This window comes from Streptantibioticus ferralitis, from assembly GCF_029223525.1.
Lineage (GTDB): Bacteria > Actinomycetota > Actinomycetes > Streptomycetales > Streptomycetaceae > Streptantibioticus_A > Streptantibioticus_A ferralitis.
In genome coordinates this window covers 421,354-435,080 of sequence record NZ_JARHTQ010000001.1, presented here as the reverse complement: position 1 = coordinate 435,080, position 13,727 = coordinate 421,354, and the positions used below count along the sequence as shown (strand labels likewise).

The following is a 13,727-nucleotide window of genomic DNA, read 5'->3' as shown; positions in this document are numbered from 1 at the left end:
GCTCTCAAGCGCGCACGGAAACCGCGGTCGCGGCCACGGAGGGCGGCACGCCCACCCGGACCCCGCCGCCCAGGAGCCGGGTGCGCCAGCGGCTGCTCGGTGCCCTGCTGGTGTCCGTCATCGCGGTACTCGCCGCCGGCACCCCGGGGCTGGCCGCCGCCATCAGCGACCTCTCCGAGTCCCAACGGCTCCTGCGGCTCACCGAGTTGAACACCTCGGCGATAGCCCTGTCCCACTCGCTCGCCGACGAGCGCGACGACATGACCGCCTATGTCGCAGCCGGGCGCAGCACCGCCTCCGGGCACGGGCTCACCGAGGACGAACGCGCCCGCGTCGACCGCCAGGTCACCGATGTGACCCAGGCCGTCGCCGGGCTCGACACCGCGGGCTCGGCCGACCTCGCCCGCACCACCCGGACGGTGCGCTCGGCACTGGGCGACCTCGGGCACATCCGGCAGAGCGCACTGTCCGGGCCCGGCTCCGCGAAGGACGCCTTCGACGCCTACGGCCCGGTCATCGACGCCCTCGACGGCATCAGCGCCGCACTCGCCCGCGCGCTGCCCGCCCGGGCCTCCGCCGCCGACACCGGCGCCGGACCCGCTCTCGCCCACGCCGTCACCCAGGCCTCGTCAGAACACGGCCTGCTGGTCGCCGCGCTCACCGCGGGCGGCAGCTCCTCGGCCCTGGTCGGCGAGGCCCAGCAGGCCCGGCTGCGGGAGCAGTCCGAGCTGGCCGACTTCACCGCCACCGCCACCACCCCCGCCCAGACGCAGTACGCGCAGACCGTCACCGGCACCGATGTGGCCACCGCCGAGTCGTACCTGCGGCGGCTCACCGCGAAGCCGTACCTGAGCACAGCCGACAACACGCTCAAGACGGCGGACGTCGACACCGCGCTGTCCGCCAGGACCGACCGGATGCGCGCCGTTCAGGCCTCGCTGGCGGGCGCGGACACCACCCGGCTGACCTCGCTGCGCGACGACGACGTGACCGCGCTGGAGCTGCGGATCACCCTGGTGGGCCTGTGCGCGCTGCTGGCGCTCGGCGTCGGGGTCCGCACCACGCGCTCCATCACCCACCCGCTCGCCAGGCTCCGCCGCTACGCGGGCGACCAGCAGCCGCCGGTGCCGACCGCCAGCAGGGACGAGTTCGCGGCGATCGCGCTGGCCATCGAACGGCTCGGCGAGGACACCGCCCGGCTGCGCACGGAGACCGCGGAGCAGGAGAAGGAGCGGGTCCGGCTGGTCGGCGAACGCCAGAAGGTGGCCGCCGAGCGCGACGAACTGCGCAGCCAGCAGGGCGAACTGCAAGGCCAGCAGGCGGCCCTCATCGCCGAGAAGGACGAACTCGCCGCCCGAGTCGGAGCGTTGCACGGCGCCGTACACGGCACCTTCGTCAACCTCAGCCTGCGCACCCTGGCCCTGATCGAGCGGCAGCTCGCCCTGATCGAGGGACTGGAGGACCGCGAACACGACCCGGACGAGCTGCAGACGCTGTTCCGCCTGGACCACCTGGCCACCCGGATGCGCCGCAACAGCGAGAGCCTGCTGGTGCTGGCCGGTGCCGACACCAGCGGTGGCGCGCTCGCCAAGCCGGTACCGCTGCTCGATGTGGTAAGGGCCGGTGTCTCCGAGGTCGAACGGTACGAGCGGGTGCAGATCTCGTTCCTGCCGCGCGCCCAGGTCGCCGGGTTCGCCGCCGACGACACCGCCCACCTGGTGGCCGAACTGATGGAGAACGCCACCGCGTTCTCCCCGCCGCACGCCGATGTCCAGGTCAACGGCTGGCTGCTGGAGAACGGCGAGGCGATGCTCTCGGTCGAGGACGCCGGGATCGGGATCCCGGACCCCCGGCTGACCGAGTTGAACCAGCTGCTCGCCGACCCGCACCCGGACGAGTCGCACGCGACCGCCGGACTCGGTCTGTACGTGGTGGCACGGCTCGCCGGACGCCACGGGATCCGGGTGCAGCTGCGCGAGCAGAAGCAGGGCGGTGTGACGGCGGTCGTCGTCCTGCCGCGCACGCTCATCGTCCAACCGGCGGAGAGCCTGCCGTCGCCGGAGGACGGCCGTCCCACGCCGACGGTCGGCACCCCGCAGACCGCGGACGCCAGCGTCAGGTCCGTCCCGGGCCCGCCCCGCGTCGAGGAGGCCAGCCCGGCGGAGGCGGCCCGCGCCCGCCAGGCGCTGTACGGCGGGCCCGCGCCGTCCCGTGCGCCGCTCGGACAGGGCCCGGCCGCCGCGGCCGGACGCCTCGCCCCCGAGCCGGACGAGCACACCCGGGCCCGGGCCCACACGGTCGAGGCCGAGCCCACTGCCCGGCCGCGGCACGCCCGTACCGAAGAGACCGAACAAACCGCCCAGGACCAGGGCGGGTTGACCGGAAAGGGACTGCCCAAGCGGGTGCCCAAGGCCAGTGGGCTCACCGGGGAACCAGCCACCCGAGGGCAGGGCGGGCCGGTTGACGCCGACGCCCTGCGGCGGCGGCTCGGCGGCTTCGCGCAGGGGCTGCGCGAGGGACGGCGGGACGCCGAGGCCGAGGCGACCGGCACCGTGGAGCTGCCCGTGCCGCCCGCCGCGGCGGTCCCGCGGCCCGCTGCCCAGCAGGCCCAGCAGGCCCAGCAGACATCCCAGCACCGGCAGTCACAAAACGGGGAACCCTCCGAGGAGGCACGCGGGTGAACCAGTCGAGTACCGGATCCAGCACCGTCCCGCTCAGCCACGAGGCGCGCAGCCTCCAGTGGCTGCTGGGCAACCTGGTCGAGGAGGTGCCAGGCGTCCGTTCGGTCGCCGTCATCTCCTCCGACGGACTGCTGCTGTGCTCCTCCGACGCGGACGGCGGGACCGTAGTGGGCGCCGAACCAGCGCGGCGGGAACCCGGTTCGGGACCGGCCAAGGCCTCCGGCGACCTGGCGACGGTCGTCTCGGGGCTCGCCTCGCTCACCGACGGCGCGGCCCGGCTGATGGAGGCGGGCATCGTCAAGCAGTCGGTGGTCGCGATGGACAACGGCTGCCTGTTCATCATGTCGATCAGCGACGGCTCGCTGCTCGGCGTGCACGCCTCGCCCGAGTGCGACATGAGCGTGGTCGCGTACCACATGGCCCTGTTCGTCGGCCGTGCCGGACACGTCCTCACCCCTGAGCTGCGCAGCGAGCTCAGCAAGGCCCGTACCGCCGATCCGGCGGCTACCCAGACCGAAAGCGAGCAGTGATGCCCGCGTCCCCGCTACCGGTCCGCGGCGCGGACCGCAAACCCTCCCGCGTACGTCCCTACGCCCTTACCGGCGGACGGACCCGCTTCGGGCACGTACTGCTGGTGGAGACGTTCGTCGCGACGATCGACGGACCCGAAGAGCGTCTTGAGCTGACCTCCGGCGGGGTGGCCGCCGGGGTGATGCCCGAGCTGCGGGCCATCGTCGAACTGTGCCGCAGGATGCGGTCGGTCGCCGAGATCTCGGCGCTGCTGCGCATCCCGCTCGGGGTGGTCCGGGTACTGCTCAGTGACCTCGCGGACCAGGGAAAGATCCGCGTCTACGGCGCCGGCCAGGGACCGGTACAGCCCAACCGCGCGTTGGTGGAAAGGGTGCTCAGTGGACTTCGCAAGCTCTGAGGCGGCGCCGGTGCTGTCCGCGCTCCCGGAAGCGGAGGAGGGCATCCAGGCCTGGCAGAAGGACACCAGCCGGGCCCCCTCCAGCGCCAAGATCGTCATCGCGGGCGGCTTCGGCGTGGGCAAGACCACCTTCGTCTCGTCCGTCTCCGAGATCACCCCGCTCACCACCGAGGCCCTGATGACCAGGGCCAGTGAGGACGTTGACGATCTGGAGGCGACGCCGGAGAAGACCACGACCACGGTCGCCATGGACTTCGGCCGGATCACTCTCGACGAGGACCTGGTCCTCTACCTGTTCGGCACACCGGGCCAGCAGCGCTTCTGGTTCATGTGGGACGACCTCGCCCGCGGCGCCATCGGCGGAATCGTGCTGGCCGACACCCGGCGACTGGCCGACTGCTTTCCCGCACTCGACTACTTCGAGACCTGCGGACTGCCGTTCGTGGTGGCGGTGAACCACTTCGAGGGCTCGCCGGAGTACGGGGCGGAGGATGTCCGCGATGCGCTGTCCGTACCGGCGGAGATACCGGTCGTGGTGTGCGACGCCCGGAAGCGGGACACGGTTGTCGAGGCACTTCTCGCCCTGTGCGGACACGCTTTGACGGTGCTTCCGGAGTAGCCGTTCTCCGGGGGCGGGCCCTCGGGCCCACCCAGATCGACCCCCGGGGGCGAGCCCCCGGACCCGCCTGGGGCCAGGCCCCTGAGCCCCCCACTCCCGGGGGCTTGGTCCCGGAACACCTATTTGCGAGGATTTCGCGATGCGCAAGATACTCATCGTCGGAGCCGGGCAGTCCGGCCTGCAACTGGCCCTTGGTCTGCAGTCCCGCGGTTACGAGGTCACCTTGATGACCAACCGCACCGCGGACGAGATCCGCGACGGCAGGGTCATGTCCACCCAGTGCATGTTCACCACCGCGCTGCAGCACGAGCGTGACCTGGAGCTGAACTTCTGGGAGAGCCAGGCCCCGCGCATCGAGGGACTCGGCGTCTCCGTCGCCGGGCCCGACGGGTCGCGCCCGATCGACTGGGTCGGCCGACTCGACGGCTACGCCCAGTCCGTCGACCAGCGGGTGAAGATGGCCGGTTGGATGGAGGCCTTCGCCCAGCGCGGTGGCCAGCTCGTCATCCACGGTGCCGCCGTCTCCGACCTCGACTACTTCTCCCGCCGCTACGACCTGGTGCTGGTCGCCGCGGGCAAGGGCGAGTTGGTGTCGATGTTCGGCCGCGACGCCTCCCGCTCGCCGTACGACAGCCCGCAGCGCGCGCTGGCCGTCGCCTACGTGCACGGGCTGGGCCCGCGCCCCGAGCACCCGGACTACCACGCGGTGCGCTGCAACCTGGTGCCGGGCGTCGGCGAGATGTTCATCATGCCGACCCTGACCACCTCGGGCCCGGCCGACATCCTGTTCTGGGAGGGCATCCCCGGCGGTCCGCTCGATGTCTTCGAGGGCGTCAAGGACCCGCGTGAGCACCTGCGGATCACCCTTGAGCTGATGGAGCGCTTCCTGCCCTGGGAGTACGACCGGGCGCGGAAGGTCGAACTCACCGACGCCAACGGCACCCTGGCCGGGCGCTACGCCCCGACGGTCCGCAACCCGATCGGCGAACTGCCGTCCGGCGGGCTGGTGCTGGGCGTCGCCGACGTCGTCGTCGCCAACGACCCGATCACCGGCCAGGGTTCGAACAACGCTGCCAAGTGCGCGGCCTCGTACCTCGACAGCATCGTCGCGCAGGGCGACAAGCCCTTCGACCGCGACTGGATGCAGGCCACCTTCGACCGCTACTGGGAGTACGCCCAGCACGTCACCAAGTGGACCAACGCGATGCTGGCCCCGCCGCCCGAGCACGTGCTGAACCTGATCGGCGCGGCGGGCCAACTGCCGCCGGTAGCCAACCGTTTCGCCAACGGCTTCGACAACCCAGCCGACTTCGAATCCTGGTTCTTCGACCCCACCCTGGCCGAGGCCTACCTCTCCGAGGCGAGCTAACCCCCCGGGAGGCGCGGGGCACAGCCCCCACGGCCCCCGGCGGGGTGGGGTGGCACGGCCCCGCGGGGGTCGGGGCGGAGCCCCCAACGGGCTTGGGGACGCAGCCCCCTGGGGGTTCGGGGGCGGAGCCCCCGGCGGGGTGCGGGGGCGCGGCCCCAGCAGAACCTGAGGGCGTAGCCAGCGAACCGCCCGGGCGGGACCTGGGAGCGCCAGGCCAGCCCCCCGGGGGTCTGGGGGCGGAGCCACCGGCGGGGCTTGGGGGCGCAGCCCCCGAAGCTGAACCCGAAAACCGGCCGGACGCTACGCGTCCGGCCGGACCGCGCCGAGAATCGGATTCGCCGCAACGGCCGTCATCTTCACCGCCTCGCCCGGCCGAGGCGCCTGAATCACCTTCCCGTTGCCCACATAAAGCGCCACATGCGTGGCGCGCGAGAAGTAGACGATCAGGTCACCAGGGCGCAGCAGGTTCAGCGGTACGTGCCGCAGTTGCGCCCACTGCTCCTGGCTGGTGCGCGGGATCGGCCGCCCGGCGTGCGCCCAGGCCTGCGAGGTGAGCCCGGAGCAGTCGAACGCGTTCGGGCCCTGCGCGCCCCACATATACGGTTTGCCCAGCTGCGCGTACGCGTAGGAGACGGCCTGCTGGGCGCGGACGGACGGCGGCCTGCTGTCCGAGCCGAGCCTTCCGGAGGAGAGCAGCGCCTGCTGCGCCTGGTCGATGCCCTGCTGCTCCAGCTGGTGCAGCTGGTCGAGTTGGGTGCCGGTCAACGAGGAGACCAGCTTCTCCACATCACCCAGCCTGCCCTTGACGTCGTCGCGGTCCTTCCGCTGCTGGTCGGCGAGTTGGCGCACCGATGCGAGCGAGGCCCGCTCCTTGGTCGTCAGCTCGTCCAGCCTGCGCTCTCCGGCCTGCAGCCTGCCCACCAGCGATGCCTGGCTGCTCATCAGCTGGCGGAGGACATGGGCCTGGGAGAGGGCCGTCGCCGGATCGTCGGTGAGCAACAGCCGCGTGTAGGCGGAGATTCCGCCGTCCTGGTACTGCCTGCGGGCGAGCGCTCCGGCGATGTCGCGGCCCGACTGGACCGCCGAACGCTGGTCGGCGAGCTGCTTGTTCAACATGTCGACCCGCGCGCGCTCCTTGCCGAGCCGCTCCTGTGTACCGTTGTATGTCTCCGTGGCCTGCTCAGCCTGCTGGTAGAGCGTCTGCAGCCGGGTCAGCAGATCGATGAGCGAAGGGGACTGTGCTGGGCCCTGTGCTGGGTCGTCGGGTGGCGGCGCGGCGATCGCCGGCGCGGCGGGCAGTACGAGTGCGGCGGAGCAGGCTATCCCGGCACACAGCAGCGCGGATCGCACCCACCTACTGGGCCGACGTACCGCTGACATCCCATCACCTCCGGGTGCGAATGAATCACCTTTCGTCGGGCGCGTCCGATCCTGTCATGACTCGTCATAACTTCGTTAGAGAAAGCGGAATTCGTACGTGCGAATCGGACGTGCGCCATCACTCATTGGTTGGATTCAGGGTCGCACGCACGCAGCAGACGACGCCGTGGGGTCAGTCCATGGGCAGGGCTTGCAGGATGTCTCCGTTGCGGACGTACAACTGGTCGCCGAGGAAGGCGATCCGGGTGCGCCCTGACCCGGCCCTGGGTGAACGGTAAGTCCAGGCGATCCGGCGGCCGGAGAGCTCGAAGACGCTGACCCAGACCCGGCTGTCGCCGGTGGCCGCGTACACCCGGTCGCGGTGGACCACCGGAGCGTCGGCGGTCAGCAGCGGTACCGGCGAGGCACAACTCCACAGCCTGCGACCGGAGCCGGCGTCCAGCGCCACCAACCCGGCCGTCCGCTCCGCCACGTACACGACACCGCCGAGCACCGCCGGATCGCCGTACGCGGGTCTGCGCGATGTGCCGGAGGTGCGCCACGCGATGCGTCCAGTGCCCAGGTCGACGGCCGCGACCTCGCCGCCGGTCGCCGCGTACGCCCGGGTGCCGTCGGCGGCCGGACGGCCGTCCCGCCCGCCGGGCAGCCGGGTCCGCGACTGCTGGCGGCCGTCGCGGGTGTCGTACGAGGTGAGGTACCCGCCGTCGACCACGACGAGCCGGGCCCGGTCGACGGTGGCCTGCGGGGTGGCGGTACGGTCGGCGTGCGCCAGCGGGGTGCGCCAGCGCTCCTCGCGGGTGCCCAGGTCGTAGCGGACCAGACAGGTCTGGCCGGGGCCTTGTGGCGCCGCGCCATGTCGGCCCGGCCCGCCGGCCGTTGCCGCCAGGTAGCAGGCCTCGGTGTCCGAGGCGACGAGCCCGCCGCCGATCAGGGCGAGGCCGCGGGGGACCGGCAGTTCCCAGCGGCGGTGGCCGTTGGCCGGGGCGAGCGCGGCCAGGGTCGGCGGCCCGGCGCCCTGGGACCGCCCGGCCACCAGCCCGTCACCGGTGATCTGCGCGGCTGCCGCCGGGTTGAACCCGCCGGTGTGCCAACGCCGTTGACCGCTCGCGCAGTCGACGCCGACCAGCGAGCCGTCGGCGCCCGCGAGCACCACCGTGCGCTGGTCCACCGGCAACGGCGGGGCGTCGGCGAGCGGCACCGTGTCGTACGTCCACAGCGGGCGCGGCGCGACACCGGGCGGGCGGGTCGCGGTCGGCGTCAGCGGCACCGGACTTGACGGGTTGACGCCGACCCCGGCAGCGGTCGGCGGCCGTCCGTGCACCAGTGCCGACACGATGCCCGCTATGGCGGCGCCCGCCACGGAGCCCGCCGCCGCGACGACCGTCGCCCGGCGGGACGGACCGCGCTCGGACGCGTCCGACGGCCGGGTGCCCGCCGGACGTGGCTCGCCGTGGCCGCGGGTCCGGCGGACGATCTCGGCGACCAGCGCGGGCGGCAGCTCGCGGGAGAGCTCCACCGGCGCCTCGATCTCCTCGGCCAGCTCCGCCGGGTCCGGCCGCCGGTGCGGTTCGGCGGCCAGCAGCCGGGCGGCGAGTGGCCGCACCTCGGGCGGTACGGCGGTCAGGCCGGGCAGGTCGGCGGGGCGGGGCGGCCGGCCGGTGGCGGCGAAGACCAGTACCGCACCGAGCGCTTGGACGTCGTCCGCCGGACCGGTGGCGATGTCCACCCCCGTGATCCTCGGACCGGACGCGGTGAGCGTGACGGAGGCGGGCGTCAGGCGCAGTCGCGCGGTCCCGGCGCGGCGTGCGCGGCTCAACGCCCGTGCCAGCGGCGCCGCAAGCGCCAGCGTGGCGCGGCCGGACAGCGGCCCGTACCCGGCGACCGCGTCGGCGAGCGCAAGGCCGGGGAGGTACTCGGTGGCCAGCCATGACCGGCCGCCGGACACCTGTGCGGCCAGCACCTCGGGCGCGTACCGGCCGCCGATCGCGCGCGCGGCCCGCACCGCCGCGGCGAACCGTTCGGGCGGACAGTGCTCCCGCGCCACCGAGAGCGCGGCCGTACCGCCTTCCGCGGCGCGGGCCAGGTAGCTGACCACCATCCCGTCGGGATCGGCGTCGCCGAGCCGTCCCAGCAGCTCGAAGCCGCCTACGCGGGCAGGGTCGTCGGCGGCGAGCGGTTGGAGGTGCGCCGGGATCATCCGCTCCCCCCACGGGTCGCGTACGGGCCGTCTTCCCCGACCGGCCACTGCCAGGTGCGCCGGCGCGGGGCTAAGGGGCGGGCGGCGTGCCGGTCCCGGCGGACCGCCAGGGCGTGGGAGGCGGACCGGCCGCGCGCCCGCTCGCAGAAGCCAATCGGCCCCGGCCACCGCTGTCAACGGTCTGGACGGATACCGGAGCGACCGGCCGGTTTCGGGCGGCGGATGCGGGGCACGGCAGACCCGCGTGCCGCCGTCACCGCTTGCTCCAGGGCCACTTCAGCCCCGTGTGCCGACGCCCCTCGGGGTCGTACTCGTACCGCCAGCGGGTCCGCCGCGGCCTGGCCGCGGGCGCCAGCCGGTACACCAGTACGGTCTCCGGCGCGCCGTCCTCGCCGGGCACCGGGACCGTGTACACCTTCGGTGGTCTTCCGGTGGGGCCCACCAGTACCGCCATGACCCGTCCGTCCAGCGGCCCGCCGCTGAACTCGGTCTCCTCGCTTCGCACGTCTTCAGGATCGCACCCGCACCCGCGGGCGCTACCGGAGCAGGTGTGCCGCCGCCCCGGTCAGCGGCAGTGCCCGCCGAGCGAGGCCGCCCGCCGGGCTGTCCGCGCGCTCGTGGGCCAGGAACGCCGACATGATCGCGGCAGACTGCGGATCGCCCGCCGCCGTGGCGGCGAGTATCGCGACGAACTGGTCGATCAGCCAGCCGCGCAGCTCGTCGGCGGGCGGCTGCCGTCCCTCGTCCAGCCAGATCAGCGAGACCGTCTCGGCCGCGGCGATCCAGGACCGTACGGCCATCCGCAGCATCAACCCCGGCTCGGGCACACCGAGGTGGACGAAGACCTGTTCCGCCGCGCCCCGCCGCACCTCGTCGATGATCGCCGTCGTACGGCTGGTCTCGGTGACACAGCCGCCGCGCACCAGGGCGGAGAACCCGGCGTCATGCTCGGCGACGAACGCCAGGTAGCGGTCCAGGGCGTTGGACAGGCGCTGGGTGGGCGTGCCCACCGGCGGTTCCGCGAAGCACCCCACCAACTGCTCGGCGGCACTGCGCAGCGCCGCCTCGTAGATCTGCTGCCTGCCGCCGGGGAAGTAGCGGTAGACCAGCGGGCGGGAGGCGCCCGCGGCGGCCGCGATGTCGTCTATGGACACCTGCTCGGGAGCGCGGTGGCTGAACAGGTCCAGTGCCGCGACGAGCAGTTCGCGCCGCCGCTCCGCGACCGGCAGCCGCCGGTAGGTGCCCGTCCCGCGCCCTTCCGCACCGCTGCCCATACCGGCAGCTTAACGGCCGGGCAACCGTGGGGTTCGGGGGCTTGCCCCCAAGAAGTTCCGCCGCGACGGCGCGTGACCACGACGGCGCGGACCAGTGGTGCCAAACCTGCCGTACCCCGACGAAAGCCGCCTACCGCCTCACCCCAACAGCCCCGAGCTGACCCACAGCCGACGCCCCGGCCCGCGTAGGACGCCGATCTCCTCCAGGAAATCGGTGAGCCGTACGGCCGAGCGGCGCATGACCTCGCGGCGGTGCGGGCTGTTGTGTGCCTGCTCCATCGCGTACCGGGGGTTGAGGCCCACCGATTCGTACACCTTCGGGCCGATCAGCGACATGGCGACCACCCGCGCGGTCTCGCCCGACATCAGGCGGGTCAGCCCGGTCTCCCAGCGTGGCGCGGAGACCATCTGGCGGCGCAACTCCTCGCGCGCGTACCGCACATGGCGCGCCTCCTCGACCACATGGATCCGGGTCACCCCACGCACCAGCGGCTGGACGCGCCCGTCCGGAAAGGTCTGGCGCTGCATCCAGTCCAGGATCTCCTCGACCAGCAGCGTCGCGGTGAACGAACCGGGCGTCGTGGAGACCGACTTCATCAGCCGGGCCAGATTGTGGTGCAGCCTGCTCGGCCGGTAGACCGGCGTGCCGTACTTCTTCACCAGCCGGGCGAACATCATCGAATGGCGGCACTCGTCGGCGGTCTCGGTGAGCGCGTAGCGGACATGGCGGCTGGTCGGATCGATGTCGTATATGTGCCGCATCAGCAGCTGCATCAAGATGACCTCGAACCAGATGCCCACGCAGGCAAGCGATGCTGACTCGTGCTTGCTCAGCTCGATCCGCTGTTCCTCGGACATGTTCCGCCACAGCGGGGTGTCATAGAGCGAGCACAGCTCGGGCGGCCAGAACCACTTGCCCTCTTCGAAGGGGGCGTCCCAGTCCAACTCCCGGTCCGGGTCGAAGGAGTGCTTGGCGGATGCGTCCAGCAGCCGCTCGGCCACCTGCTCGCGCTCCTTGAGCACCCCGATCCCGTCGTGTGGGCCGCTGGGCGTTCCATTGGTCACGGTCATGTGGCTGCCACCTCTGGCGGGTCGGACTTGTGGTTACCGGCGGTCACATCCTTATGAGACGCGTTGTCAGCAAGGTCGTCAATACCTCGGGCCGAAGTTGTTGACCCTTTGGTAACCCGCATGTGACGCTGCCCCAAGAGCCGTCCTGGTGCAGAGTCATCCCGCAAGAGGAGGAGACGTCGGTGTCGACGCACGAGCTGTACGCCCAACGCCCCGGTCGGTCCGGCGCCTCCGCTCCGACCGACTGGTCCGTCCAGTCCACCGGGCAGGCCCGCTTCGCCTGGGAGTACGACGACGGGCGGGACCGCCTGCTCGCCCTCTACCAGAAGGGCAAGGACAAGCAGTGGGACGGCGCCAAGCGCATCGACTGGGACCTTGAGGTCGACCCGTACGACCCGCTGGGCGTCCCGGACCAGAACCTGATGCTCTACGGCACCCCGTACTGGGACAAGATGAGCGAGCAGAACAAGCGGGATCTGCGCCGCCATTACGCCTCCTGGCAGTTCAGCCAGTTCCTGCACGGCGAACAGGGCGCGATGGTCTGCGCGGCCCGTATCGTGGAATCCGCCCCCGATCTCGACGCGAAGTTCTACTCCGCGACCCAGACCATGGACGAGGCCCGGCACGCCGAGATATACGCCCGGTTCCTCCATGAAAAGGTCGGGATGCTCTACCCGATCAACGACAATTTGCAGGCCCTGCTCGGCGACACACTGCGCGACTCGCGCTGGGACATGCCCTATCTGGGAATGCAGGTCCTCATCGAAGGACTGGCGCTGGCCGCCTTCGGCATGCTGCGCGACACCACGGACAAGCCGCTGCCCAAGCAGATCCTCGCCTACGTCATGCAGGACGAGGCCCGGCATGTGGCCTTCGGCAGAATGGCGCTGCGTGACTACTACAAGCAGCTCACCGACGCCGAACTGCGGGAGCGCGAGGAATTCGTCATCGAGGGCTGCTATCTGATGCGCGACCGCCTGCGCGGCGCCGAAGTCCTGGAGAACTTCGGCGTACCCGCGAAGGAGGCCGACGAACTGAGCGAGCAGTCCGAATACCTGCAGTTGTTCCGCAAACTGCTGTTCAGCCGTATCGTCCCCTGCGTCAAGGACATCGGACTGTGGGGCGAACGCCTGCAGCAGGCGTACGTGGACATGGGCGTCTTCGAGCTGGGCGACTCCAACCTGGACCTGCTGATGGCCCAGGACGAGGAGATCGCCGAAAAGCTGGACGCGGAACGTTTCTCCGCCGAGGAATCGGCCCGCACCCAGGAGGTGGCCGAAACGATCCGCCAGGGCGCGGAGGCGTCCTGACGGAGCGCCGCCGCGGGGGGCCTAGAGCCTGACCCGTACCTCTTCGCGGATCGTGTTGGCCTCCTCGGCGAAGGCGTTGAGGTCGATGGAGTCGGCGCTCGTCGTCAGGTTCGTGGCGCTCAGCTTCATCACGGCGGCGAGCGTGCCGTTGTCGGCCCATACGCAGACCGGTGTCGGCAGGGTGCGCACCCCCACCTGGGCGTTCAGGACCTCGCAGGTCAGCGGTTCGGTGGAGCCGCTCGGGGTGATCACCTTCGAGGGGACGGCGACGGTGGTGGTGCCGCTGGTCTCCATGCCGTGGAGGAAGTGGTCCTTGGCCACATCGGGGTCGTCGATCGTGCCGTAAAGCCCCGTCACGGACATCCGGTCGAGCGAGCTGCCGGACGCCGACTGGTACTCACCGGCGGCGCCCCTCATGTCGTGCGCCCCGTAGCCGCTGCGCTGGCCCGCCATGTCGCTGTCCAGCTTCTGCGAGATGTCCTGCTGCAGCGTGTACTTGCCGCTCTCCAGGGACCGCGGGACCGTCAACTTGTAATCGGCCTTGGTACCGCCGCCCCCACCGCCCAGCGTCACCAGCAGTCCCGCACCGCCGACGGCGAAGAACGCGATCGCGCCCACGACGACGGCGATCACTTTGCCGGTGTTCCGCTGCGGCGGCAGCGGCGGCAGCGGGGGCTGGACGCCCCAACCGGCCTGCGGCGCCTGGCCGTACGGGCCGTACGGGCTCGGCGGCCCCTGCGGATAGGTCTGCGGTTGCGGGTAGGGCTGCCCGTACGGGCTCTGGCCGTACGGGTGCTGCACGTACGGGCCCGGTGGTGTGCTCACGGTGACAGGTCCCCCCTGCGGTGAATGACGGACGAACGCCGGCCCGCATCCTCTCGTACCGCCAGGGTGCCGG

At 71.9% G+C, this 13,727-nt stretch carries 12 protein-coding genes; 6 read left to right on the top strand and 6 right to left on the bottom strand.

The window, feature by feature from the left end; genetic code table 11:
• Nucleotides 1-80 precede the first annotated feature (80 nt).
• The 5 genes from P2L57_RS01970 (at nt 81) to P2L57_RS01950 (ending at nt 5,597) form a co-directional block, all read left to right on the top strand.
• A complete protein-coding gene (locus P2L57_RS01970) occupies nt 81-2,681 on the top strand; it encodes a sensor histidine kinase (protein WP_275807096.1) in 2,601 nt (866 codons plus the stop codon).
• Nucleotides 2,678-3,211 (top strand): roadblock/LC7 domain-containing protein, encoded by a 534-nt coding sequence (locus tag P2L57_RS01965; RefSeq protein WP_275807093.1) that lies wholly within the window; start codon nt 2,678-2,680, stop codon nt 3,209-3,211. The genes P2L57_RS01970 and P2L57_RS01965 overlap by 4 nt, the downstream gene beginning before the upstream one ends.
• A complete protein-coding gene (locus tag P2L57_RS01960) occupies nt 3,211-3,609 on the top strand; it encodes a DUF742 domain-containing protein (protein WP_275807090.1) in 399 nt (132 codons plus the stop codon). The genes P2L57_RS01965 and P2L57_RS01960 overlap by 1 nt, the downstream gene beginning before the upstream one ends.
• Entirely contained in the window at nt 3,590-4,228 is a 639-nt protein-coding gene (locus P2L57_RS01955) for a GTP-binding protein (RefSeq protein ID WP_275807087.1), read from the top strand. Before P2L57_RS01960 ends, P2L57_RS01955 begins: the two co-directional genes overlap by 20 nt.
• 139 nt (nt 4,229-4,367) lie before the next feature.
• Nucleotides 4,368-5,597 carry a styrene monooxygenase/indole monooxygenase family protein gene (locus tag P2L57_RS01950; RefSeq protein WP_275807084.1) on the top strand — a complete coding sequence of 410 codons (1,230 nt, stop codon included), beginning with the start codon at nt 4,368-4,370 and terminating at the stop codon, nt 5,595-5,597.
• 300 nt (nt 5,598-5,897) lie between these two features.
• On the opposite strand, the gene P2L57_RS01945 is transcribed toward P2L57_RS01950, so the two are convergent.
• From P2L57_RS01945 to P2L57_RS01925, 5 genes are all read right to left on the bottom strand, one after another.
• Nucleotides 5,898-6,947 (bottom strand): C40 family peptidase, encoded by a 1,050-nt coding sequence (locus P2L57_RS01945; protein WP_275807081.1) that lies wholly within the window; start codon nt 6,945-6,947, stop codon nt 5,898-5,900.
• A 202-nt stretch (nt 6,948-7,149) separates the two neighbouring features.
• Complete coding sequence (locus P2L57_RS01940; protein ID WP_275807078.1) at nt 7,150-9,174, bottom strand: outer membrane protein assembly factor BamB family protein; 2,025 nt, start codon at nt 9,172-9,174, stop codon at nt 7,150-7,152.
• A gap of 253 nt (nt 9,175-9,427) precedes the next feature.
• Complete coding sequence (locus P2L57_RS01935) at nt 9,428-9,679, bottom strand: DUF8847 domain-containing protein (protein ID WP_275807075.1); 252 nt, start codon at nt 9,677-9,679, stop codon at nt 9,428-9,430.
• 31 nt (nt 9,680-9,710) lie between these two features.
• Nucleotides 9,711-10,448 (bottom strand): TetR/AcrR family transcriptional regulator, encoded by a 738-nt coding sequence (locus P2L57_RS01930; RefSeq protein ID WP_275807072.1) that lies wholly within the window; start codon nt 10,446-10,448, stop codon nt 9,711-9,713.
• A 138-nt stretch (nt 10,449-10,586) separates the two neighbouring features.
• Nucleotides 10,587-11,519 carry an AurF N-oxygenase family protein gene (locus tag P2L57_RS01925; RefSeq protein WP_275807069.1) on the bottom strand — a complete coding sequence of 311 codons (933 nt, stop codon included), beginning with the start codon at nt 11,517-11,519 and terminating at the stop codon, nt 10,587-10,589.
• Between the two features lie 182 nt (nt 11,520-11,701).
• On the opposite strand from P2L57_RS01925, the gene P2L57_RS01920 reads away from it, so the two are divergent.
• The gene (locus P2L57_RS01920) at nt 11,702-12,829 is read left to right on the top strand and encodes a ferritin-like domain-containing protein (protein WP_372515570.1); all 1,128 of its coding nucleotides are present in this window, start codon (nt 11,702-11,704) and stop codon (nt 12,827-12,829) included.
• Between the two features lie 21 nt (nt 12,830-12,850).
• On the opposite strand, the gene P2L57_RS01915 is transcribed toward P2L57_RS01920, so the two are convergent.
• On the bottom strand, nt 12,851-13,654 hold the full coding sequence (locus tag P2L57_RS01915; protein WP_275807066.1) for a hypothetical protein: 804 nt from the start codon (nt 13,652-13,654) through the stop codon (nt 12,851-12,853).
• Nucleotides 13,655-13,727: the final 73 nt, after the last annotated feature.

What these genes read in the sequence shown, in the direction of transcription:
- P2L57_RS01960 (WP_275807090.1), top strand. Translation starts at nt 3,211, where the DNA reads ATGCCCGCGTCCCCGCTACCGGTCCGCGGCGCGGACCGCAAACCCTCC.
- P2L57_RS01950 (WP_275807084.1), top strand. Translation starts at nt 4,368, where the DNA reads ATGCGCAAGATACTCATCGTCGGAGCCGGGCAGTCCGGCCTGCAACTG.
- P2L57_RS01940 (WP_275807078.1), bottom strand. Translation starts at nt 9,174, where the DNA reads ATGATCCCGGCGCACCTCCAACCGCTCGCCGCCGACGACCCTGCCCGC.
- P2L57_RS01930 (WP_275807072.1), bottom strand. Translation starts at nt 10,448, where the DNA reads ATGGGCAGCGGTGCGGAAGGGCGCGGGACGGGCACCTACCGGCGGCTG.
- P2L57_RS01925 (WP_275807069.1), bottom strand. Translation starts at nt 11,519, where the DNA reads ATGACCGTGACCAATGGAACGCCCAGCGGCCCACACGACGGGATCGGG.